The 21,899-nt window shown below is 69.3% G+C and carries 20 protein-coding genes and 2 pseudogenes; 14 read left to right on the top strand and 8 right to left on the bottom strand.

The genetic code is table 11. The features are described from left to right. Together ACZ562_RS31705 and ACZ562_RS31700 are read right to left on the bottom strand one after the other, a co-directional pair. Complete coding sequence (locus ACZ562_RS31705; protein WP_471186164.1) at nucleotides 1-549, bottom strand: ATP-binding protein; 549 nt, start codon at nucleotides 547-549, stop codon at nucleotides 1-3. 310 nt (nucleotides 550-859) lie between these two features. Then, on the bottom strand, nucleotides 860-1,312 hold the full coding sequence (locus ACZ562_RS31700; RefSeq protein ID WP_471186161.1) for an Lrp/AsnC family transcriptional regulator: 453 nt from the start codon (nucleotides 1,310-1,312) through the stop codon (nucleotides 860-862). Between the two features lie 82 nt (nucleotides 1,313-1,394). Between ACZ562_RS31700 and ACZ562_RS31695 the strand changes: the two genes are divergently transcribed. Together ACZ562_RS31695 and ACZ562_RS31690 are read left to right on the top strand one after the other, a co-directional pair. After that, on the top strand, nucleotides 1,395-2,588 hold the full coding sequence (locus tag ACZ562_RS31695; protein ID WP_471186158.1) for a MalY/PatB family protein: 1,194 nt from the start codon (nucleotides 1,395-1,397) through the stop codon (nucleotides 2,586-2,588). A 24-nt stretch (nucleotides 2,589-2,612) separates the two neighbouring features. Continuing rightward, nucleotides 2,613-2,831 (top strand): annotated as a pseudogene (locus tag ACZ562_RS31690) (zinc ribbon domain-containing protein); the annotation flags it as partial. 43 nt (nucleotides 2,832-2,874) lie between these two features. Here ACZ562_RS31690 and ACZ562_RS31685 read toward each other — a convergent pair. The 5 genes from ACZ562_RS31685 to ACZ562_RS31665 form a co-directional block, all read right to left on the bottom strand. After that, nucleotides 2,875-3,801 carry a hypothetical protein gene (locus ACZ562_RS31685; protein WP_471186156.1) on the bottom strand — a complete coding sequence of 309 codons (927 nt, stop codon included), beginning with the start codon at nucleotides 3,799-3,801 and terminating at the stop codon, nucleotides 2,875-2,877. 533 nt (nucleotides 3,802-4,334) lie between these two features. Then, nucleotides 4,335-4,556, bottom strand: coding sequence for a hypothetical protein (locus ACZ562_RS31680; protein ID WP_471186153.1), 222 nt, complete (start codon nucleotides 4,554-4,556; stop codon nucleotides 4,335-4,337). Beyond that, nucleotides 4,553-4,951 carry a hypothetical protein gene (locus ACZ562_RS31675; protein WP_471186151.1) on the bottom strand — a complete coding sequence of 133 codons (399 nt, stop codon included), beginning with the start codon at nucleotides 4,949-4,951 and terminating at the stop codon, nucleotides 4,553-4,555. The genes ACZ562_RS31680 and ACZ562_RS31675 overlap by 4 nt, the downstream gene beginning before the upstream one ends. Before the next feature lie 56 nt (nucleotides 4,952-5,007). Continuing rightward, nucleotides 5,008-6,495, bottom strand: coding sequence for a sensor histidine kinase (locus tag ACZ562_RS31670; RefSeq protein ID WP_471186148.1), 1,488 nt, complete (start codon nucleotides 6,493-6,495; stop codon nucleotides 5,008-5,010). Continuing rightward, nucleotides 6,495-7,202, bottom strand: a complete 708-nt coding sequence (locus ACZ562_RS31665) for a response regulator transcription factor (protein WP_471186146.1) — start codon at nucleotides 7,200-7,202, stop codon at nucleotides 6,495-6,497. Before ACZ562_RS31665 ends, ACZ562_RS31670 begins: the two co-directional genes overlap by 1 nt. A gap of 454 nt (nucleotides 7,203-7,656) precedes the next feature. Here ACZ562_RS31665 and ACZ562_RS31660 point away from each other — a divergent pair, with 454 nt between their 5' ends. From ACZ562_RS31660 to ACZ562_RS31605, 12 genes and pseudogenes are all read left to right on the top strand, one after another. Beyond that, the gene (locus ACZ562_RS31660; protein ID WP_471186144.1) at nucleotides 7,657-8,256 is read left to right on the top strand and encodes a DUF1349 domain-containing protein; all 600 of its coding nucleotides are present in this window, start codon (nucleotides 7,657-7,659) and stop codon (nucleotides 8,254-8,256) included. Between the two features lie 482 nt (nucleotides 8,257-8,738). Next, nucleotides 8,739-9,092: a hypothetical protein gene (locus ACZ562_RS31655; RefSeq protein WP_471186141.1), complete on the top strand. Its 354-nt coding sequence runs from the start codon at nucleotides 8,739-8,741 to the stop codon at nucleotides 9,090-9,092. 192 nt (nucleotides 9,093-9,284) lie between these two features. Continuing rightward, nucleotides 9,285-12,056 carry a helix-turn-helix transcriptional regulator gene (locus ACZ562_RS31650; protein WP_471186139.1) on the top strand — a complete coding sequence of 924 codons (2,772 nt, stop codon included), beginning with the start codon at nucleotides 9,285-9,287 and terminating at the stop codon, nucleotides 12,054-12,056. Nucleotides 12,057-12,333: 277 nt separating this feature from the next. Further along, the gene (locus ACZ562_RS31645) at nucleotides 12,334-12,534 is read left to right on the top strand and encodes a hypothetical protein (protein ID WP_471186194.1); all 201 of its coding nucleotides are present in this window, start codon (nucleotides 12,334-12,336) and stop codon (nucleotides 12,532-12,534) included. Between the two features lie 318 nt (nucleotides 12,535-12,852). Further along, nucleotides 12,853-13,056: a hypothetical protein gene (locus ACZ562_RS31640; RefSeq protein WP_471186136.1), complete on the top strand. Its 204-nt coding sequence runs from the start codon at nucleotides 12,853-12,855 to the stop codon at nucleotides 13,054-13,056. An 80-nt stretch (nucleotides 13,057-13,136) separates the two neighbouring features. After that, complete coding sequence (locus ACZ562_RS31635; protein ID WP_471186134.1) at nucleotides 13,137-13,340, top strand: hypothetical protein; 204 nt, start codon at nucleotides 13,137-13,139, stop codon at nucleotides 13,338-13,340. 377 nt (nucleotides 13,341-13,717) lie between these two features. Further along, entirely contained in the window at nucleotides 13,718-15,634 is a 1,917-nt protein-coding gene (locus tag ACZ562_RS31630) for an ABC transporter ATP-binding protein (protein WP_471186131.1), read from the top strand. Nucleotides 15,635-15,756: 122 nt separating this feature from the next. Then, a complete protein-coding gene (locus tag ACZ562_RS31625) occupies nucleotides 15,757-17,607 on the top strand; it encodes an alpha/beta fold hydrolase (RefSeq protein WP_471186128.1) in 1,851 nt (616 codons plus the stop codon). Nucleotides 17,608-17,641: 34 nt separating this feature from the next. Beyond that, nucleotides 17,642-18,181, top strand: coding sequence for a DUF5819 family protein (locus ACZ562_RS31620; protein WP_471186125.1), 540 nt, complete (start codon nucleotides 17,642-17,644; stop codon nucleotides 18,179-18,181). Nucleotides 18,182-18,189: 8 nt separating this feature from the next. Next, nucleotides 18,190-18,462, top strand: a pseudogene (locus tag ACZ562_RS31615) (FAD-dependent oxidoreductase); the annotation flags it as partial. Nucleotides 18,463-18,887: 425 nt separating this feature from the next. Continuing rightward, nucleotides 18,888-19,688 carry a phytoene desaturase family protein gene (locus ACZ562_RS31610; protein ID WP_471186191.1) on the top strand — a complete coding sequence of 267 codons (801 nt, stop codon included), beginning with the start codon at nucleotides 18,888-18,890 and terminating at the stop codon, nucleotides 19,686-19,688. Between the two features lie 150 nt (nucleotides 19,689-19,838). Beyond that, entirely contained in the window at nucleotides 19,839-20,309 is a 471-nt protein-coding gene (locus ACZ562_RS31605) for a GNAT family N-acetyltransferase (protein WP_471186123.1), read from the top strand. Nucleotides 20,310-20,681: 372 nt separating this feature from the next. On the opposite strand, the gene ACZ562_RS31600 is transcribed toward ACZ562_RS31605, so the two are convergent. Beyond that, a complete protein-coding gene (locus tag ACZ562_RS31600) occupies nucleotides 20,682-21,899 on the bottom strand; it encodes an aminotransferase-like domain-containing protein (RefSeq protein ID WP_471186120.1) in 1,218 nt (405 codons plus the stop codon).

Raw genomic sequence — 21,899 nt, 5'->3', positions numbered from 1 at the left:
TCACCTTGCCCTTCCTGTCATGTCTCCGCATCCGCCCCAGCGGGGCGGGTCAGCGTCTGCGGAGAGCTCGAACCACACGCTCTTGCCCATGGGCCCGTGCTCCCAGCCCCAACGCGCGGCCAGCATGCCCACGAGCGCGAGTCCGCGGCCGTTCTCCTCCTCGAGGCCGGCGTCCGTCGGGCGGGGAATCACCGAAGAGCCGTCGGAGACCAGGCAGCGCACATCGGACACGTGCTCGAGTGTGAGGCTCAGCGGGGCGACGGCATGGCGCAGCGCATTGGACACCAGCTCGCTGACCAGCAGCTCGGTGGTCGGGACGAGACCGCCCAGGCCCCATCGGGAGAGTACGTCGCGTATGACCGACCTCGCCTGGGCGCATGCCGTGGGTGACCACGGCAACGTCCAGGGTCCGGCCACGAACGATTGCACCCTCATCACATTGGGGGGAGCGCCGGCGGTCACCGGTGGGACGGAGTGCCGGGGGGCGGGGACGGTCTCATCGGCGACCGTTCCGCCAGGGTGGGGCTTGAGGGGCACTGTGCGGTCCATGAGGCGCACCTTTGAGGGGCGGATTAGTCACTTCCAAGCTACATCTATTCTGGAATCGGTCAAGTGTATTGATAACGTCACTCTTCCCGACTCGGTCCAGACATCGCCCGGCCCTGCGACGTGCCGACAACACTCGCTCGATGCCACCGGTGGTCTGGACGTCCTCTCGCTGTGGCAGGCGCGTGCAGGCCCTGGGCCGGCGCCAGGAACCGAGGCTGTCGAGGACGGCCGTCGCGGGTGTGCGGTCCGGGTGGCCGAGGCACGGGTGGCGCGCCCTGCCGGCAGCGCGAGCCTTGTGGGTGGCGCCCTCTTACGCGGGCAAGGGGCGCGGGCCGACGACCCGCTTCATCACGATCGTGGAGGTCAGCCGATCCACGATCGGCAGTGTCGCGAGTTTCTCCTCAAAGAGCCGCTGGTACGCGTCGAGGTCGGCTGTGACCACGCGCAGCAGGTAGTCGGGAGTGCCGAACAGGCGCTCTGCCTGGACCACCTGCGGGATCGCCGCAACACCCTCGTCAAAGGCCGCAAGTGACGGGCGGTCACCGTGCCGCAGGTGGATGAAGACCAGGACCTCGAAGCCCAGCCCGACGGCTGCCGGGTCGACGAAGGCGCGGTAGCCGCTTATCACTCCGGAGCGCTCCAGCTCCCGCACACGACGCTGGCACCGCGACACACTCAGCCGCACCCGTTCCGCCAGCTCCGTGATCGTCAGTCGGCCGTCCTGCTGAAGCTCCGCAAGAATTTCGCGGTCTATGTCGTCCACGCGTCCAATAATCTCATGGACCGTGGCCGACCTGGCAAAAGAGGCACAAAAATCCTGGTCCAGGTCGCCTACTGTGACCCTCATGAACAGAACGCCCCGTGTCATACCCGGCGAAGCGAATCCGCTGTGCCGACTCTCCCTCGACCAGTTGCGAACCCGCACGAGCGAGAAGTGGCGGATCTACCCCAGCGATGTCCTGCCCCTGTTCGTGGGAGAGATGGATGTGCAGCTGGCCGACCCGGTGGTGAACGCGATCACGGACGCGGCCCGTCGGGGTGACACCGGCTACCCGGCCGGCAACGGATACTCCGAGGCGCTGGCGGACTTCGCGCGCGAGCGGTGGGACTGGGACGGGATCACCGTGGAGCGCACCGCCATGGTGCCCGACGTCATGCGGGGCATCGTCGAAGTGCTCGACGTGATCTGCGGCCCCACGGACGCCGTAGTGATCAACTGTCCTGTCTACGCGCCCTTCTACCACTTCGTGGAGCACACCGGCCGCCCCATCGAGGAGGCGCCCTTGGACGACGACGGTCGGATCGACCTGGCCGTCCTGCAAGACGCGTTCAGTCGCGCCGTGGCCCGCGGAAAGCGGCCCGCCTACCTGCTGTGCAATCCGCACAACCCCACCGGCACCGTGCACACCGCCGAGGAACTCGCCGCCGTCGCCTCCCTGGCCGACCGTTACGGCGTCCGGGTCTTGGCCGACGAGATCCACGCGCCCCTCGTGATGCCGGGCGCCGTGTTCGTGCCGTACCTGAGCGTGCCCGGCGCCGAGAACGGTATCTCCGTGATGTCGGCGTCCAAGGCGTGGAACCTCGCGGGTCTCAAGGCAGCGCTGGCCATCGCCGGGCCCGCCGCGACCGGCGATCTGGCCCGCATCCCCGAATGGGTCCGGGAAGGCCCCAGCCACGTCGGTGTCATCGCCCATATCGCCGCACTCCGCCACGCCACCGACTGGCTCGACGCCCTCCTGGCCGGCCTCGACAGCAACCGCCGACTGCTGCACGAACTCCTCGCCGAACACCTGCCGGACGTCCGCTACCGGCCCGGCGAGGGCACCTACTTCGCCTGGCTCGACTGCCGCGCCCTCGGTCTGGGCGACGACCCCTCGGCCGTCTTCCTCGACCGAGGCAGAGTCGCCCTCAATTCCGGTCCTTCCTTCGGAACCGGTGGCGCGGGGCACGCTCGACTCAACCTGGGCACCTCGCCCGAACTGATCACGGAAGCGGTCCGCCGTACAGCCGCAGCCGTCAGATCCTCAGGAACCCGATAGCGTCACGCGGTGACGCCCCTCTGAACGCAAACACCTCCGTCCGTGCACGACGCGGGATGGTCCGCGTTCGTCGGCATGCTCAAGCACGGCCGCACATTCGCCAAGGTGGACCGGGCCTTCCCGTCCTCTCAGGTCTGCTCGGCCTGCGGATTCAGGGCCGGACCCAAGCCCCTGCACGTCAGGGAGTGGACGTGCGGCGAGTGCGCCACCGCGCACGACCGCGACCACAACGCAGCACGCAACGCAGGCCCCTCTCCCCGCGCGCTGTGGGTGACTGTTGCAGTGCTCACCTCGTGACTCGGCTGGGCAGCCCTGTCGCCCGCAGCGGGGAATACGGAGCTGGTGCTTGGCCGTAGTCGTTCTGAGTCGAAACGAAGGCGCACGCTTGGATCTTGCGCCAGGCATCGCGATCGGCATCCGTCCGGGCGATCACGTACTGGAACGACTTACCCCGCGTGAGGGGCGAATGAATAGCCCACTGGGCCGAGGTGGCGTAGTTGACATGGAAGGCATCCGGCGCGTGGTGCTCTATGACGCCGCCGTCGGCCAGGGAGCACCCGTGCTGTCGCATGTCGGGGTAGCCACCACCGGCGTCAGCGAGGCTGCCGCCGCACCATGCGCCGTTGGTGAGGAACATCAGCCCGTGCCTGTCAGCTACGCGTCTGAACGTCTTTGACAGTGCGATCGCACCGTCGCGGTATGCCTGCTGCGTGCTCGACGACAGTTTGGTCCAGTCGAAACCGGCATAGTACGAGCGCGTGCCGAGGTCATCGGCGAACCAGCCGCCCATGTGAGGGTTCTCGGCGACCATCCTTTCCAGCACTCCCTCCAGCTTGGAATGGAGCACACTGCCGACCCGAAAATCTGTGAGGTAGCCCCATTCGTTGGCTTTGGGCAAGCCAGGCCACCGGGGAACGGCGGGCCCGAACTCGGAGGCGTTCAGCAACAGGTCGTGATAGCGGCCCCATCTGTTGTCGATGACGCAATCGAGGTAGATGAGGACGGTGCCGCCGGCCGCAGAGACCGACTCGAATGACCGATGGGCGTAGTTGGTACGGCCGGCCACAACCAGACCGCCCGGCCGTGCGTAGGACGACACATTGCTGAAGTTGTCGTCGTAAGCAATCGCGGCTGCCTGGGACGGGCGGTTGTACAGCCTCCTTACGGGTATCGGCTCATTCGAGGCCGACGCGCTGGGGGCGGCGCGCGGCACGGGCGAGGCACTCGGGCTGGGCATACTGGTCCGATCGGCCGGACCGGGCCGCATGGCCTGGGGCGTCCTCGACTTTCCCGAACTCGTGCCAGGGGAGGCCGCCGCGGCTGGCACCCCACTCGGCGTGGAGCTCGCCGAACAGCCCGTCCAGATACCTGTCGTAGTCACCAAGCCTGCGGCGGCCGTGATCTTCAAGGTGTCGCGCCGGTTCATAACAGGGCCGATCCTTTCCTACGTCTGCCAAGGCGCCCGCGCGCCAATAGTCCGGCCCCCGCCATGCCGCGTCGTCGACGACACTGCGGAGATCCCGGCTGCCCGGATCTGGTCCTGCCGGCCGTCGAGTGGGCCCTCGGCGAGCACGCCGTACTGCCGTGCTCGCTCACAGCCCAGGCGGGTCAGTACGGCGAGCACCCAGCCAAAGCCCACTACGAGCTGACCACTTGGAACTACAGCCGGCACGTGCGCGCGGGAGGTGGCCGGTCGGCGTCGTCAGCTCGCGGGCCGGTCCGCCCCGTTGAACGCTTGACGGCTTCTCAGTCGTCTTCCGCCGCTGCCGACTCGGCCTCGGCGACGGCCGATTCCGCGGCGTCGACGAGCTTGCGCATCTCGCCGACCTCCGCAGGCTCGGTGGTCACTTGTGCTCCGGCCGGGCCGCCGTCCTTGCCGCCGCCTGGCCCGCATCCGGTGATGCCCGCGAGGCCGGCGAAGCAGAGGACGGCGGCCGCGGCGGCGGCGGAGCGCGGTACGGCCGTCACTTCCCGTCTCCGTTGTCGTTCGTCTCGCACCAGGACTTCACCGAGGCCAGGTCTTCCTGGCGCTTCTCCAGGGTAGGGATGAGCGAACGACGGAAGGTGAGCTTGCCGTTGAGGTAGGTCTCGACCTCGGTGTGCCCGGCCTTCCGGGCGTTCTCGGCGCGCTTCTCCAGCCGGCTGATGGACCCGCGCTGCGTCGAATCGCCCTCGAGCCGCTCCAGCGCCCGCTCCAGCCGCTTCTCGATCCTCGGCACCCGCTTGCACAGGGCCTTCGCGCCGTCACCCGTCGGCGTGCTGTCAGTTGACGGTTTCCCGGTGTCGGCCGAGGCTGCGCCTGCTGTGGTGAGCAGGGCCGCGACGGCGGTGAGAGCCAGGGCCGTGGTCGTGGCGGTCCTCATGTCGGTGTACCTCCTGGAACGGCGCGCGGGCCCGTGTGCCCACGCCTGGCCGGACGTTAGGAGCCGATCTTGTGGAAACCTTGTGGGTGCGGGGCCGTCGCGATCAGCCAGTCCCGCTCGGCCGGCAACGACGGCACGGTCTCCCCTGGCACGGGCAGGCGGACCTCGAACCGGGTGCCGGCGCCCGACGGCCGGCCCCGGACCTGGACACGGCCACGGTGCAGCGCCGTCTGCTGCGCGACGAGGGTCAGGCCGAGTCCCGAGCCAGGGCTGTCGGGCCCACGGCTGAAGCGCTCGAACACCGCATCGCGCCGCGCCGGCGGGATGCCGGGTCCGCGGTCGTCCACGGTCAGCACCGCGACCGGCTCCGCAGGGGTGCCGCCCGTGCGCAGTCCCACCTCGACGTGGGCCCGGCCGTCCTGACTCCGCCCGTGGACCAGGGCATTGGCCAGGAGGTTGTCGACGACCGTGCGCAGTCCGGGCTCCCACCCGTACACACTCGTACGTGGCAGCGCGGGCACGCCGATCTCCGCCGTGGGGTGTCTGCGCCGGGCATCGGCGACCGACGCGTCGACCACGTCCGCCAGGTCCACCGGGCCGAAGGCGTCGGCCTCCACCAGGTCGCCCCGGCCGAGTTCGCGCAGCATCACCAACAGGCCCAGCAGCCGCGAGTGCTCGGTGTGCAGATCGTCCAGCACCTCCGTCCGCTCGGCCGGTCCGAGGCCGGGATGATCGGTGAGGACGTCCAGGTTCGTCCGCATGCTCATCAGCGGGGTGCGCAGCTCGTGCGCGGCGGCGGCCGCGAAGGACCGTGCCGTGGCCAGGGCGCCGGTGGTCCTGGCGGCCTGTTCGTCGTAGCGCGCCAGCACGGTCTGCAGGGTCCGGGCGAGGTCGTCGACCTCGGTGACGCCGGTCGCGGTGTGCTCCAGCCGGGCCGCGTCTTCCGTCGGGTCGAGACCGCTGGTCCGCTGCTGCAGCCGCTTCAGTGGACGGGCTGCCCGGGAGGCGACCGCCAGGCCCAGCAGGCCGGCCACCGGAGCGGCCAGCAGGGCCACGCTCACCACACGCCTGCGGACGAGGGCCAGTTGGTTCCGGCTCGCCGTGTCGGGCGAAAACAGCCACAGCGTGCTGTCGACGCCCGGCCGCGTTGCCCCTACGCGTACCGACAGAACCCGCCAGCTGTCGTCCCCGTCCTCGACGGTCACCGGGCTGGGGGCGTTGCGGGGGAGAGGTACGGCAGCGCTGGGCTGAGGCCCGCCCGAGACGGTTCCCCCGGGTCCGGTCAGCCGGATGCCGACATCCAGGGCGGAGGCGTACAACTGCCGCTCGCGAGCCCGCTCGACAACGGCCAGCCGGTCGGCCGCCGTGACCCGCAGCAGCCGGCGGGCGTCTCCCGCGGCCTGCGTCGCCCGCTCCCGCAGATGGGCGTCCTGCTGTGCGTGCAGATCACGCGCGACCAGCTGGAGCAGCAGCCAGCCGGCCGCCAGAACCAGTACCGGCACGGTGATGCCGACGGCGAGTGCGATACGGGTGGACAGTTTCATCAGTGCTGCCCTCCGTCGTCGCAGCGCAGCACGAACCCGACGCCCCGCACGGTGTGGATGCACCGTGCGCGTCCGCCGCTCTCCAGCTTGCGCCGCAGATAGCTGACGAAGGTGTCGACGGCGTCCGTACGCACCTCGAAGTCGTACCCCCAGACACGGTCCAGCAGCTGGTCCCTCGTGAGCACGATCCCCGCGTTGCGTGCGAGGGCCTCCAGGAGCTCGAACTCCCGCCGGGTCAGCGACAGCAGCTCCCCGCCCAGCCGTGCTTCCCGGGCCGCCGGATCCAGCACCAGCGGTCCGGCGCGGACGACGTCGGTGACCCTGGGCGGGCGCCGGCGCAGCAGCGCGTCCAAACGCAGCACCAGCTCCTGCAACGCGAACGGCTTGACCAGGTAGTCGTCGCCCCCGGCCTGCAGGCCGGCGATCCGGTCGGCCGTCTCGTCCAGCGCCGAGAGCATCAGGACCGGCACGTCGTTGCCGTCGTCGCGCAGGGCCCGGCATACCTCGATGCCGTTGACGTCCGGCATGGAGATGTCCAGTACGACGACATCGGCGAGCTGCCCCCGCACATGCGCCAAGGCGGGCCGTCCGCCCTCGGCCAGGGCCACGGCGAAACCGGCCAGCCGCAGTCCCCGCTCCAGCGATCGCCGGATCGCCGGATCGTCGTCCACGACCAGCACCCGCCCCCTGCCTGTGTCCGTGCCCATCCGCCCGCTCCCCTCGTCAATTCCAGCGGCCCGAGTTTAGGCAGCTCTTCCACCGACAGGCCGCGCTCGTGGCCGCAGCCGGATCACCGCCGGGAAAGGCATCTTCAAGTGCCGCACCAGTTCCCCGAAGGAGCCGAGGCTGGGGCGGGCCGGCCGGTTCAGCGACGGTGGGGCGGTCACCCAGAACCGCTCGGCAGACGCAGCCATGCTCGACACCTTCCTCACCGCCGCCCCCACCGGCCAGGCGAGCCCACCCCGACGGACACACCGGACTGCGCACCCTGCCCGCCCCGGCCGCCTACGAGTCACTGCGCACCGGCCAGCCGGTGACCCCTTCCTGTACGCCTGACAGCTCCGGAGACCGCCCTTGTCTGCACCGCCCAATGCGACCGTGCCCTGTCGATAAAGTAGGGCGTGAGCGGCCACCACGGCCGTCTACGAGGGAAGGGGTGTTGTGGGCGACAGTAGTGGGATCGCGCCGTGGGACGAGGCCGTGTGGCTCAACCGCCCACCGGCCGTGGAACGGGATGGCGGCGATCTGCTGGTGACCACGGCGCACGGCAGTGACTTCTGGCGCCGTACCAGCTACGGATTCATCCGCGACGACGGCCACGCCCTGCTCGCCGACTTCCCGGTGGGCACCGCGGTCGAAGTGACTTTCGAAGCCGACCTCACTGCCCTGTACGACCAGGCCGGGGTGATGGTCCGCGTCGACGAGCGAACCTGGGTCAAGGCGGGCGTCGAGGCCACGGACGGCAGCCCGCATCTGGGGGCCGTGGTCACCCACGACAGCTCGGACTGGTCGCTGGCCCCCGTCCCCGAGTGGGCCGGCAAGCCGGTTACCGTGCGCGCCAGCCGTTCCGGCGACGCGCTGACCATCCGCGCCCGCAGCGGCAACGACGCCTGGCGGATGGTCCGTCTCGCGCATCTCCCGCCGGACGCGACCACGAAAGCGGGACCGTTCTGCTGTTCACCTCAGCGCGAGGGTCTGCAGGTGCGTTTCACCGGCTTCACCTTCGGCCCGGCCGACGCCGGCCTGCACGAAGGTCTGTAGCCGCACCCGGCCAGCATCCAAAGCGATCAAACGGCTCGGAACCGTCGATGGGAACCGACAACCGACAACGCTGGGACAACCTGCAACGAACACCAGCACCGTCGTGGCGACCCTGGCTGCAGGCGGCCGATAGCTGCCGCCACAGGCCCGACCCCTGGTCGTGAAGAACAATGTGAAGAAGACGGCCATGAACAACCGCAGTGGGAAGGGGGTACAGCGTGTCGAAAACAGTCTGGTTCACCCTCGGCGCCGTCCTCCTGGCGGCCGTGGTGGTGTTCGTTCTCATGGTGTTTCACCTCATATGTGAGCGTGTCGTCGACGAAAAAGCATGGCGGGGGGCTGGCACGTGGCGCCCGGACGCCCCCGACCAGCAAGAGTGGCCGGAGTGAGGGTGACCGCGTCCCCGACGGAGCTGCGTCCGGCCCCAGCACCTGCCGCCGCACCGGCCCGAGACACGGCTGAAGCCACCTGCGCCAGTGCCAGTGCGGTTGGCGAATCCACCTGCCGAACTCGGCACGCTCGCTGAGGAACTCAAGAAGATCGACACACCTGCCTCCGAGGTACATCGGGTTCATCTGGGCCGAGTCACTCGACCGCTGGCTCTGGTGGTCACTCGTGGCGCCGCGGTGCGCAAGCGATCACTCACCGTGTCCGGCGCGTCAGGCGCCGCCAGGCAGTTGCTCGACTACGCCCTGGAACGCCTGCTCTTCCACATGGATTTCACAAGATCGGTTCTTACGGTGCGGGCATGGGCAGCGCTGTCGGCCCCACACACAGGCGAAGAGGAAGCGCGCGATGAGCAACTCCTGGTAGAAGGGGGCCCGGGTGATGAATGAGCTACTGCCCCGTGCGGGCCGGTAGGCCGACGGTCTCCATGCCGCGGATGAAGCCGCTTTGTCCTGCGGCCGGTTCTCTCCCGGTACCCGCTCAGCACATCGTGGGTTCGTCGGCGCGGACAGACAAACCAAGGGGGAGCCTCTACCGGTTCCCTCCTGCAGAGGAAGATCACGTGTAGGTGGGGGAAAGACGTGGTGCCTGAAGTCAATGTCGCTGCTGCGTCGGCCGCTGGCTGCCGTGCGCTCTTTGGCCGGGTCGACGAGATGGCAGCGCTGCAGGCGGCGTTGCGCGGCCTGCAGGCGGGGAAAGGGCATGCGATCGCGCTGGTCGGGGAGCCTGGGATCGGCAAGAGCGCACTGATGCTGGCGCTGACGGCGCACGCTCGCGCCGCCGGGATCCCGGTTCTGGCTGCGCAAGGGCACGACTGGGACTCGTTGTACTTCCGCGGCGCCATGCCTACCGGCGGCCGTGATGTGCATGGGGACGGGGCGCCGAAGGGTGCCGCCGTGGTGGTCACGGTGGACGACCTGCATCACCTTGCGGCCGATGAGATACCTGCGGTGCAAGGGTTGATCCGGGCAGCCAACACCGGTCCGATACTGCTCCTCGTGGCGTACCGGGACCGCCAGCTCTCGCACGCTCTCGCCGCGATGCTGTCCCGTGCGGCGGGCGCGGGCCAGCTCGATGTCGTGAGGCTGGGCCCGCTCTCCCCGGAACAGACCCGCCTGCTTCTCTGCGATCAGCAACTGCTGGAGGGCCTCCACCGAGCGGCCATGGGCAATCCGCAGTATCTCAAGGCAATCGGGGTCCTCGGCGAAGCGAGCACCGACGGTGCCACGGCGATCCTCGGCGAGCTGGCCGGCCTGGACCGTGCCGCCCTGTCGGTAGTTCATGCGGCCTCCGTTCTCGGTGAGCGGTTCCACCCGGAGTTGCTCGCCGCGGTCGCGGGGTTGGAGGTGGCCGAAACAATGACCTTGTTGGACGAGCTCACCCGCCTCGACATCGTTCGGCCGACGGATTTCGCGGGGCAGTTGACCCTGCGCCATCCGGTGGTGGCCGATGTCGTCTACCAGCAGCTTGAGCCCGGTCAGCGATCGGCGTTGCACCTGCGTGCGGAGGCCGCGCTGGCCAAGCGGGCGGCTCCGATCGCGCAGCGCGCCCACCATGTCGCACGGGCCGCAGATCCGAACCGGCCCGACCATGTCACCACGCTGATCGCCGCCGCACACGAGACGCTTTACCCCGCTCCTGCGGTCGCCGCCGGATACCTGGAGGCGGCTGTGTCACTGCTTCATCCAGGGGAGGCTCACTGGCGGGAAGCTCAGGTTCTGCTCGCTCGTGCGAGGCTGCTGACGGGGAAGGCCGTCGAAAGCCGGGCCCTGCTGCATGCGCTGCGACCGGGCTCACCGGGCGAACCGCCTTTCGACCTGTCCGCGGTCGCCGACGCGTGCCGGGTCGAACGACGTCTCGGCCGGTACACCGAAGCAGCCGCCATCGCACGGTCCGGTCTCGCGGCGTTGTCCGACCATGACACAGCGGTAGCCGCCGCCTTGCACACCGAGCTGGCCGATACCGCTCTGGACGAGCAGCACTACGAGGCGGCCCGGCAGCACGCCGAGACGGCTGCGGCGATCGCACGCACTCACCACGAGGTCGCCGACGAGGCCCACGCACTGGCGCTGGCATCCGTCGCCCACCTGTTCACAGCCGACCAGGCCGCAGCCCGGACCACGGCCGCCAGAGCAGCCGAACTCGTCGACGCCGCCACCGACGCCACTGTCTTGACGAATCTGGAGGCCGTCTACCAGCTGGGCCTGACCGAAGCGACGATGTTCCGGTTGACCGATGCCGGACGCCACCTCGCCCGTGGTGCCGAGCTCTCCCGGCGCAGCGGGCAGACCGAGATCCTGCCGCCGATCCTGAAAGCACTGGCGGACGTCCAGCTGCGGTCGGGTGATCTGAGCTGCGCATTGGCCACCCTCGATGAGGCGGCGCAGTATGCCGAGCGCGGTGGCAGCCCCGGGACACGGGCCCTGACCATGGCGCTGCGAGCCAGGGCTCTGTTGTGGCAGGGCGGCCACGGTGATGTGAGCGAGGTACTGACGCTGGCGGAGCAGGCACGGCATGTCGCGAGTGGTCCCGCGACCGCGTGGGCCGTCATCGTCCGGGGTTTCCATGCCGAGGTCGTGCTGCTCACCGGCGACCCGGAACGCGGCAAATGGCTCCTGCTGGACGCCGTGGGCGGGCCCGAGCTGCCTCGGCTGACGACATGGCGCAAGCCGCGCTGGTGCGACACCCTGGCGCATGTGGCAGTGGCCAGCGGCGACGAGCGGTTGGTCGAGCGGTCGGCCACGATCGCCGAGCAGTGCGTCGAGCAGCTTCCCTCCCCCGGCCGACGGGGCTTCGCCCTGCGCGCACGGATGCGAGCGCTTGCCATGTGCGGTGACACCGAGCGGGCCGTGCGGAGCGCACAACAGGCCATCGAGGACTTCTCCGCGTGCGGCAAACGTATTGAGGCATGCCGCACACTGCTCGCCGTGGCCGCGCTGTCACTGGACGCGGGGCGAACCCACGGCGTGGACGACTGGCTGAGCCGTGCCGCCTATCTGGCCCGGGAGTGCGGTTCGGCCCGCCTGGCCGCCGAAGCCGCCTCCGAGCAAAGTCGGCTCGCCACAAGCATCGCGAAGGTGCACACCAGAGACGGGCTGGCAGTGCTCAGCGCACGAGAGCGGGAGATGGCCGACCTCGCCAGTACCGGCATGACCAGCCGTCAAATCGCAGACGAAGTCAAACTGAGCGTGCGGACGGTCGACACCCATCTGGGCCGGGTTTACCGCAAACTGGGGGTTTCGAACCGCGCGGGACTTACCCGCACCGTACTGAGCGGTAGTGGACGGATCAATGCCGGTCCGCGCTCATCCGGGAATCGGGACACTGACGGCAAGGACATCGCAGAATGCTGAAGCTTGTCCTGCCGCGTGGGAACCGTCGCGCGGCCTGACCTCGCAGAGTGAGACCACCACCCGGCCACGAACTACCGCAGGCATCAAGCGATGTCACCCCCGACAATTCAACGGAAGTTCAATAGCAAAGCCGTTGTACGTGACGTGCGCGGTCGACCGCGCCGTGGCCGCTTTTTGGGCCGTGGCGAGTCGCCCTCACGTGAGAGGAGTCGATCACCGCCCGCGACCAGTCCGGCTTCCTCGCGGCCCGCAGCTCTTCAGCAGCACGAGATGCAACGTGTCCCACACGCCCGCCTCGTTCCACGCGGCCAGGCGCCGTCAGCACGTCATGCCGGAACCGAAGCTGAGGATGGGAAAGCCTTTTCACCGCTTCCGCAAGGTCGTCCGCGGCCGTACAGACGGCCTCCAACTGTCGCAGGAGGGCGAGCATCTGCTTGCCAAGGGCGGCGTCCTCGACCAGCGGAGGCAGGTAGCGTAGCCGACCCAGAAGGTTTCCCCTCCCCGCGGACCTCGGGCCGACAGAGCCCGTTCTGCCATTTGGCGCATGCTCCAGGGCGGCCGGGTAGTAATCGCGCAGCAGTGAGCGGAGCTGGTTGCACAGCTGCTGCCGGAGGAACACTGCGCCAGGCCAGGGCCGGCGAAATGACGAGGCTGCAGATACCACTACGTATTTCTGAATGACGTATTCCTGCGGATACCCGAGGCAGGCGCTGCCTGAGAGTCTCAGCCATGCAGCGAGGAATGGGTGCTGGAACACCCGCCACGCCAAGTGTGAGCTCAAGGAAAGGAATCCCTGATGTCCCTTTTGTTGCAGCAGGTCAACGCCAGTAGTGGGCTGGCCGCGATCCCGATGCGCACCGCTGAGGCACACCAGCTCGGTGACCTGGCACCCGCCCTCTCCACGCCCGCCGCGGTGATCGCGGGTGCGCAGGTCGCCGCACTCGCGGTCGCCGCGTTCTCCGCAGGTTACGCAGCCGGCACCGGCCACCTGCCGAGCTAGTGGGCGCCCGTCCGCGCACATGCCCGACGCGCGCGGACCGACATTCCACCAGGTGTGATGACAAACGAAGGAGAAGTTCCATGTCGGTACTGGCAGAGCGGGTGAACGCCAGCGGTGAGCTGGCCGGGATTCCCATGCACACCACCAGGAGTCGGCAGCTCGGTGACTCGGCTCCGGTCCTGTCCACGCCCGCCGTGGTGGCGGGTGTTTTCGTGACCGTCGCCGGGTTCGCGGCGGGCTATGCCGCCGGGCAGGCCGCCGGCGGCAATACCAAGCCGAACTAGTGCCGCGTCAGCCAAGGTTTGCCCGTCAAGGAGCGGCGTCCGGCACGCACTCTCGGCGTGCCGGCCGGAAGTCCTCGTACTGGACGTACTTGGGCTTTCGGCCGGTGCGGCGAGAGTGCGTGCCGGGTGTCGCGACGGGGCGAACCTTGGCTGACGCGGCACTAGCAGGCGCCGGATCCGCGTACGTGTCCCCCGCGCGTACGCGGGTGCGGCTACTGCGATTTGCCGCGTGATGTCGTCTGGCGCAGTCCTCGCAGCTGCGGGGATGACTGACTCGAGGGCGACACCACTCAAAGATCATCAGTAGCCGGCCCGACCGGTCATCGTCCGGACAGCGGAAAACATTTCAACCTATAGCGAAGGAAGCGGGACGACCGATGGCCGACGCCTCCCTGCGGGCCGACACTCAGCGCGGCGAGCGGAGTGCCGACGATGACAAACCGGACGGGGAGGCAACCGCTCGTCCGGCTCCGGAACAGTCCGAACCGCCCGGATCTCTCAGCTCAGACGCCGACGAGCGGCCTCTCTCGGTGAGAGAGACGCTCGTCGCTCTGCGGGAGCATGTGCGGCCGCATCGCCGCGAGATCGCTCTGGCGAGCGTGCTCCTCGTGCTTTCCGGTGCGGTCGCCCTGGCCCAGCCTCTGGTGGTTAAGCAGCTGTTGGAGGCGTTCGGAGCGGGGCGCGGGCTGCGGCTGCAGGTGGTGGAACTCGTCGCCCTGGTCCTGGGCGACGCCGTGGTCCTGGCGGTCGGCAACTTCCTGCTGATGCGGGCGGCGGAACGCGTCGTGCTGGCCGGTCGGCGGGCGCTCGTGGGCCATCTGCTGCGACTGCCGATGGCGGAGATGCGCCTTCAGAAGCCCGGCGACTTGCTCTCCCGGGTCACCGGCGACACCACCCTGCTGCGGCAGGTCGTCACCCAGACTCTCGTGCAGTCGCTGACCGGGTTGGTAACCGTCATTGGCACTCTGGTGATGATGGCGATCGTCGACCCCGTCCTGCTCGCCGTTACCTTGGGAGTGATCATCCTGCTGGGCGCCGTTGTCGGCGCCGTCATGCCGCGGATCCGGAGCGCGGCGCTGCGCGCCCAGGTCTCTGTGGGGCAGATGGGCGGCGCGCTGGAGCGGGCACTGACCGCGTTCACCACGGTGAAGGCCTCAGGAGCGGAGAGAGTGGAGACTCGGCGCGTCGGTGAGGGCGCCGTGGCCGCCTACGAGCAAGGGGTCCTCCTGGCTCGGTGGACCTCGGTGGCCGGTACGGCGGCGGGCCTGGCCATTCAGGTGGCGTTCCTGGTGGTTCTGGGTGTGGGCGGAGCCCGAGTCACCAGTGGCGCGATCTCGCTGGCGACGCTCGTGGCGTTCCTGCTGTACGTGATGTACCTGGCTCAGCCGGTTCTGTCCCTGGTCAACGTCGGAACGTACTTCCAGGCCGCCCGCGCCGCCGTCCAGCGCATAGCCGAGGTCACACGACTGCCGGTCGAGCCCGGCGCACCGGAGCCCGCAAGGGCGGTCACCGGCGCGCCGATGGAGAAGGTCGTGAATTCCGTGGCGGGTGCGGAGAAGGCCTCGGCCAGCGTCGTGTTCGACAACGTCACCTTCACCTATCCCGGCCGGGACATACCCGCGCTGCGTTCTTTCTCGCTCACGGTCCTGCCCACCCGGCTGACAGCCCTGGTGGGCCCTTCAGGGGCCGGGAAGACCACCGTGCTCAACCTCATCGAACGGTTCTATGCCCCCGACGCGGGCGGTGTCCTGCTCGATGGCCAGGATCTCGGGCAATGGCGCCTGGAGGACTTGCGGGCGGGCATCGGCTACGTGGAACAGGACGCGCCCGTGATGGCAGGCACGTTGCGCGACAACCTGATCTATGCGGCGCCTTCGGCCGACGACGCGCAACTTGAGGAAGCGCTGCGGATCACTCGGCTCCAGCCGCTGGTGGAACGGCTCGGGGGAAACCTGGACGCTGAGATCCACCATCGCGGTGCCTCGCTGTCCGGAGGCGAGCGCCAACGGATCGCCATCGCGCGCGCTCTGCTTCGCCGTCCCCGCCTGTTGCTGCTCGACGAGGCCACTTCGCAGCTGGACGCCGTCAACGAGGCGGCACTTCGGGCGGTCATCCAGGACGTGGCCACCCGCACAACCGTGCTGGTCGTCGCCCACCGTTTGTCCACCGTGCGTTCGGCCGCCTGCATCGCGGTCATCGAGGACGGCGCACCGAGAGCCGTGGGCACCCATGCCGAACTGCTGCGGCATGACGACCTGTACGCCGAACTCGTCGCGAATCAGCTGCTCGACTGAGTTCCGTTCCGACCCATTGCAGCCGGCCCCGCAGCCGCGAGGCCGGGAAGAGGAGTCTGTCTGTCATGGCTTTGCTGCCGCGATTGCTGCGCACCCTCACGCCCTGCGTATCGTCCCCCTCGGTGAGCAGAGCCACGGCCCTGACGTCGACCGAGCGGCTCAGCGCGGTGACCCACCTGGTGTCCAGCCTCGAATACCTGAAGATGGAAGAGGACCGCGCAGCAGGAGGGGTGAACAACTGGGAGATCGGCCGCGGTTCCTTCGCCAACTGGCCGCCGTCGCTGCGAAGACTTCTCGACGCCGCCTCGGACCGCCGTACCACCAGGGCCCTGCACATGATCCGCGCGGGCGCCGCGGCCTCTTTGCTGGCACCGCTGCCGCGCGGCGGGCGCCTGGCAGCGAACGCTGTGGTCACGGCGACGTCGCTTGCCCTCTATCCGCGCCACCACTACGGCACGGACGGGGCCGACCAGGTGTCGTTCCTGGTGACGGCGGTCGCGACGGTGGCGCGCGCAGGAGAGCGGCGACCCGAGCTGGTCGACGCATGCCTGTGGTTCATCGCGTCGCAGTCGGTGCTCTCCTACGCGGTGTCCGGATGGGTGAAGGTCACCAGCCCAACGTGGCGAAGCGGTCGCGCACTGCCCGGGATCCTGCGCACGCAGTCCTACGGTGACCGCACTTCCTGGGAGCTGACGCAGCGCTACCCCCGCACGGCTCGCCTGCTTGGAGCCGGTGTCCTGGGGCTCGAGTGCGCCTTCCCCGCCGTGTTCCTCGCCCGGGGCCGGCTGGCTCCCGCGATGGTGGCGTCGGCAGCCGCGTTCCACGTGGCCAACGCGCGGGTGATGGGGCTGGGGCGGTTCGTCTGGTCCTTCGGCGCCATGCACCCCGCAGTGCTGTATGCCGCCGGTCCACGGAAGCGCACGGGGCGGGGCGGTCGGCCGGAGTTGCGCGACGACGCCTTCCCGGCGGTGGGCGCGGGTCTGCTGGCGGCCGGGTGGAGTGCGGCCCTGGCGGCCGCGGCGCGGGACCGCAGGACCGTGCTGCGCGGCCGAGGCGATGAGGTCATGCTGGCCACCGCCTCCGGCAACACGCTCGCCTACCGCTGGATCCCCTCGCACGAAGCGAACCAGGGTTCCTCCGCCGCTTTGAAACCCCTGGTCATCCTGGAGAGCGGCCTGGGGACGACCGCGGAGCACTGGGAGTGGACAGCCTCTGCGCTCGCGCGGTGCCATCCCGTCATCACCTACCAGCGGGCCGGCCAGGGCCGGAGCACCTACAGCGGGCCCAAGAAGGGCTTCCGCCTCGACGACGCGGTGAACGACCTGATCGACCTGGTCAAGCACACGGGCGGCGACCGCCCGGTCGTGCTGGTCGGCCACTCCCTGGGCGGCTACCTGGTGGCGAAGGCCGCCGAGCGGCTCCCCGGTCACGTCAGCGCTGTCTGCCTGCTCGACTCCAGCCACCCGGCCGAGCTCAAGCGCTCCTTCCGCCAGGCGCGTGGTGAGCAGGCCCTGACCGGCATGCTCTCCCAGATGCCGCCGTCGCTGGCCTTGGGGCTCGGTGTCCTGCTCAAGCGCCCCGACTGGGCCGAACGGCTGCCCGACAACGTCCGCCACCTCGCTCTGGCGCAGTACCGCGACCGGCGTCTATGGGCGGCGGCGCGGCGCGAATGGAGGGCAACGCTCGATGAGTTCACCTCCTTCGACGGCACCCTGCCTCGCATCGAAGTGCCCGTGATGGTGGTCACCGCCGGCCGGACCGCAGCGAACGACCCGGTCCAGTACGAGCTGCACCAGGAATTCACGCATGCGACTTCCCGGGCCGAGCTCCATCTCCTCGACGGAGTCGACCACGATCAGATGCTGAGCGACCGGCGCGCCGCCGGCCGGGTCGCCGAACTTCTGACGGCCTTCATCGACGACCAGCCCAGCCCGAGCCTGCAGGGGGACACCGATGGCGACTTCGCGAACTGACGCCGGTGTGCCTCGGCGCCCGCAGCACGGGGCCATGTCCCTGCTGGTGCTGGGCGGCCTGGCGGCATGGTTCGGGGTGACGGCGGTGAGCCAGCACCCGCAGAAGGTCTTCGACCGTATGCGGGAAATCGACCGAACGGGGCTTCTGGTTCCGAACTGGCGCTTCTTCGCCCCCGAGCCCGCACAGCATGACTTCCACGTCCTGCACCGGGTACTTACGGCCCAGGACGAGCAAACGCCCTGGGTCCAGACCACGCAGGTCACGCCCCGGACGTGGTCGCAGATGGTGTGGTTCCCCTCGCGGCGCCGCGAGAAGGCCATGTTCGACATCTGCGGCGAGATGATCACCATCATGGGACGGGCGGACCACGATGTGACCCACTATCCCGCGTACGCGATGCTGCGCGATCGCGTGGCACACCAGGTGCTGCGCGAGTACGCCGACCGCGATCAGCCGCAGGGCTTCCAATTCCTCATCGCCAGGGACAGCGGATACGACCGGAAGCCTGAACCGGACTACATCTTCGTCTCCCCGTTCGTCCTGCTCCCGGCGTCCGCCGCGCGGGAAGCGTGAGCAGGCGCATGGGCGCGTGGCTGGGGAACGCCTCGCACGGTGCGGTGGACGCGGTTGTGGTCGGCTCGGGGCCCAACGGTCTGGCCGCGGCGATCACCTTGGCCGGAGCCGGGCTCCAGGTCGTCGTGTACGAGGCCGCCTCCACCGTCGGAGGCGGCACTCGCACCGCTGCGCTGACACTCCCGGGGTTCTGCCACGACGTCTGCTCGGCAGCTCATCCCATGGGCATGGCCTCACCCTTCTTCGAAGCGTTCGACCTCGCGGCCCACGGCGTTCAGATGCTGCAGCCCGAGGTGGCCTATGCCCATCCCCTGGACGGGGCCACCAGCGGCCTGGCCTGGCGGGACCTGGATCGCACCGTCGAGGGGCTGGGACGCGGCGGGCGAGCCTGGCGGAACCTGTTCGATCCGCTGGTCAGCCGCTGGCGGGAACTGGCGGACCTGGCGACATCGGATCTCCGGCACCCGCCCGCGAATCTGACCACGGCGATGCGGTTTGCCACGCGCGTTGTGGAACGCGGCTCTGTGCTGCGGGCGGCACGATTTCGAGACCAAGCCGCCCCAGCGCTGTTCGCGGGCGTCAGCGCCCACGCGATGTCGCCGCCGGGGTCTCCCGCGACCGCGGCGATCGGTCTGGTTCTCGGCACGCTGGCACATGCGGTCGGTGGCCCGTCGCTCGGGGCGGCAGCCAGGCCATCGCCGACGCCATGGCGCGGGAGCTGGTCAAACGCGGCGGGTCGATCGTCACCGGTCACCGAGTGGAGAGCCTGGAGCAGTTGCCGCGTGCCAAAGCCGTCCTGCTGGACGTCGGCCCGGACGGGCTACTGGCGCTCGCCGGCGACGCCTTGCCCGAGGGCTATGTCCGTGGACTGCGGGCCGTCCGCCACGGTCCGGCAGCCTGCAAGGTCGACTTCGCCCTGTCCGGCCCCGTGCCATGGGCCGACGCGAGCTGCGAACTCGCCGGCACCATGCACCTGGTGGGAACGGACGAGGAGGCGGTGGCCGTGGAGCGGGAGGTCGCGCAGGGCCGTCATCCCGAACGCCCCTATGTCCTGGCAGTGCAGCCAGGGGTCGTCGACGACAGCCGCGCTCCCAAGGGGCGGCACACCTTCTACGCCTACGCGCACGTCCCTCATGGCTCTCCCCTGGACCTGGGTGACGCAGTCACCGCCCAAGTGGAGCGCTTCGCCCCGGGGTTCCGCGACCTGGTACTCGCGCGCCATGTCGTTCCTGCGGCCGAGCTGGAACGCCACAACCCCAACTGTGTGAGCGGTGACATCAGCGGCGGTGCCCTGTCCCTGTGGCGGACCTTCATGCGGCCGATGCCGCGCTGGGACCCATACACAACCCCGGTCGACGGCCTGTACCTGTGTTCGGCCTTCACACCTCCGGGCCCCGCTGTGCACGGGATGTGCGGGCTGCATGCCGCGGGACGGGCCTTGCGGCACCGCTTCGGAATCCGCACGGACCCACTGGACCTGGTGGCCGGCACCGGGCGGGTCCCGTGAGCAAACACGACCCGTTCCTCGAACTCTGCGACAACGCCACCAAGGCCAACGCTGTCTGATGCTCTCCCGGCACGGGGCGCTTCGGGTGGGTAGCCCCGTGGCGCAGGGGTGCCAGGTTGTCAACGCGAGCGCGTATGCAAGGCTGTGACCATGGCTCTTTCACCCGCATCGGGTATCTTCACGATCCGCAGCGCACGCCCCGAGGACTACGACACGATCGTCGCGGTGGTCGATACCTGGTGGGGACGGCCGGTGACAGGCCTACTCAACCGGCTCCACCTGAACCACTTCCATGACACCAGCCTGATCGCCGAGGGCGAGCACGGCGAACTCGCCGGCTTCGTCATCGGCTTCCTGTCCCCCTCCCGACCGGACGAGGCCTACATCCACTTCACCGGGGTCGCCCCGATCACGCGGCGCACCGGGCTGGCCCGGTCGCTGTACGACCGGTTCTTCGCCGGCGCACGCCAGAGTGGCCGTACGGTCGTCAAGGCGATCACCTCACCGCAGAACACCCGCTCCATTGCCTTTCATACCGCCATGGGCTTCGACTGCTCGGAACCGGTGGCCGACTACGACGGCCCGGGACAAGACCGCGTCGTCTTCTCTCGCAGTCTGTGACGGAACCGATGGGGAACGCGCCGGGCCCGTCGGCCAGTTGGCCCCGCACGGAGCCTGGGCTGACGCGGCACTAGGTAGCGCAACTGCACTGGGTCTACTGACTTCGGCGTTTCGGGGTCTGGATGTGTCGGGACCGGGGGCGCGGCCCGTCCGAGCCGGTACGCCGGAAGCATGCGGTATCCGGACGAGGGCGGGCTGACCGCCCAGCAGCGCAGGCGCTGGGAAGAGGTACGGATGCCGGGCCCGCGGTCGTGGGCGCGCACTCCTCGCACGCGCTGCGACACGCTGACGATCGCGCGGGTGCTGCGCAAAAAGGGAGGGCCAGCCCTTCCGGACGTGGCCGGCCGGATCCGGCTGGCCACGGGCCACGCCTTACCGCCCGCCGTCGCGCTGCGGCATCGCGGCCCCGGCGGTGTCCCCGACCTCCACTTGGGCGCGAATCACGTCCGCGAGGATGCGAACGCCCTCCCGGATCTGTTGTGGCGGCGGGGTGCAGAAGGACAGTCGCAAGTTGCGCTGCCCGTCACCGTCGGCGAAGAAGCAGGCGCCGGGCACGTAGGCCACCCGCGACTGAACCGCCGGTGTCAGCATGTGCATCGAATCGAGACCTTCGGGCAGGGTCACCCACACGAAGAATCCACCGCCCGGCGTCGTCCAGGAGACACTCGGCGGCATGAACTCGTCCAGAGCCTCCAGCATCGCGTCCCGCCGTTCCCGGTACATGACCCGAAGACCTTCCACCTGCCTGTCCCACGGCTGCGTGCGCACGAAACGGTCCACGGCCAACTGAGCCAACGGAGAATGGGAGAGCATGGCGACCTCGGCGGCGAGCACGAACTTGTCCCGAACCGCGCGCGGTACCAGCGCCCACCCCACGCGCAGCCCAGGAGCCAGCGTCTTGGAGAACGATCCCAGATACACCACGTCCTGCGGCGCGTCGGCCCGCAACGCACGCATGGGCTTCCCGTCGAAGTACAGCAGGCCGTAGGGATTGTCCTCCACGACCAGCACCCCGGCGCGACGGCACACCTCCAGGACCCGAGGGCGCCGCCACGTGGTGAGCGTTACCCCTGCTGGATTCTGAAATGTGGGCACGGTATAGAACAGTTTTGCGGGACGCCCCGCTGCAGCGAGTCGAGTGAACGTCTCCTCCAACGCCTCCGGCACCACACCCTGCCCGTCCACGGTTACCTGTACCACCTGTGCCTCGTGTACGGCGAAGACACCCAATGCGGTTAGATAGGAAGGAGCCTCCGTCACGACGGCGTCCCCGCGGTCGACGAAAAGGCGCGTCACCAGGTCCAGGGCCTGTTGCGATCCGACCGTGACCACGATGTCGTCCGGATGCGCGTCGATGCCCTCTGCGGCCATCACCCCACAGATCGTCTCCCGCAGGTCCGCGTCACCCTGTGCGGTCCCGTATTGCAGCGCCACCGTGCCGCGCTGCGTCACCAGATCGGCCATCATCGCGCCGAGGGTATCCATGGGCAGGTTGCCCACATCCGGCATGGCGGCGGCCAGCGGCACTATCTCGGGATGAAAGGCCGTGGCGAACAGTGCCTGTATCTCGGACGCGTCCGCTCCCGCCAC

This window comes from Streptomyces sp. NPDC040410, from assembly GCF_055595715.1.
Note: the sequence above shows the minus strand (reverse complement) of the source record. Positions and strands in the feature narration are given on the sequence as shown.

Excerpts from the sequence above, each read along its gene's own strand:
- ACZ562_RS31610 (WP_471186191.1), top strand. The coding sequence starts at position 18,888 with ATGGCGCGGGAGCTGGTCAAACGCGGCGGGTCGATCGTCACCGGTCAC.
- ACZ562_RS31705 (WP_471186164.1), bottom strand. The coding sequence starts at position 549 with ATGGACCGCACAGTGCCCCTCAAGCCCCACCCTGGCGGAACGGTCGCC.
- ACZ562_RS31630 (WP_471186131.1), top strand. The coding sequence starts at position 13,718 with ATGGCCGACGCCTCCCTGCGGGCCGACACTCAGCGCGGCGAGCGGAGT.
- ACZ562_RS31605 (WP_471186123.1), top strand. The coding sequence starts at position 19,839 with ATGGCTCTTTCACCCGCATCGGGTATCTTCACGATCCGCAGCGCACGC.
- ACZ562_RS31640 (WP_471186136.1), top strand. The coding sequence starts at position 12,853 with ATGTCCCTTTTGTTGCAGCAGGTCAACGCCAGTAGTGGGCTGGCCGCG.
- ACZ562_RS31675 (WP_471186151.1), bottom strand. The coding sequence starts at position 4,951 with ATGAGGACCGCCACGACCACGGCCCTGGCTCTCACCGCCGTCGCGGCC.
- ACZ562_RS31620 (WP_471186125.1), top strand. The coding sequence starts at position 17,642 with ATGTCCCTGCTGGTGCTGGGCGGCCTGGCGGCATGGTTCGGGGTGACG.
- ACZ562_RS31665 (WP_471186146.1), bottom strand. The coding sequence starts at position 7,202 with ATGGGCACGGACACAGGCAGGGGGCGGGTGCTGGTCGTGGACGACGAT.
- ACZ562_RS31635 (WP_471186134.1), top strand. The coding sequence starts at position 13,137 with ATGTCGGTACTGGCAGAGCGGGTGAACGCCAGCGGTGAGCTGGCCGGG.
- ACZ562_RS31695 (WP_471186158.1), top strand. The coding sequence starts at position 1,395 with ATGAACAGAACGCCCCGTGTCATACCCGGCGAAGCGAATCCGCTGTGC.
- ACZ562_RS31670 (WP_471186148.1), bottom strand. The coding sequence starts at position 6,495 with ATGAAACTGTCCACCCGTATCGCACTCGCCGTCGGCATCACCGTGCCG.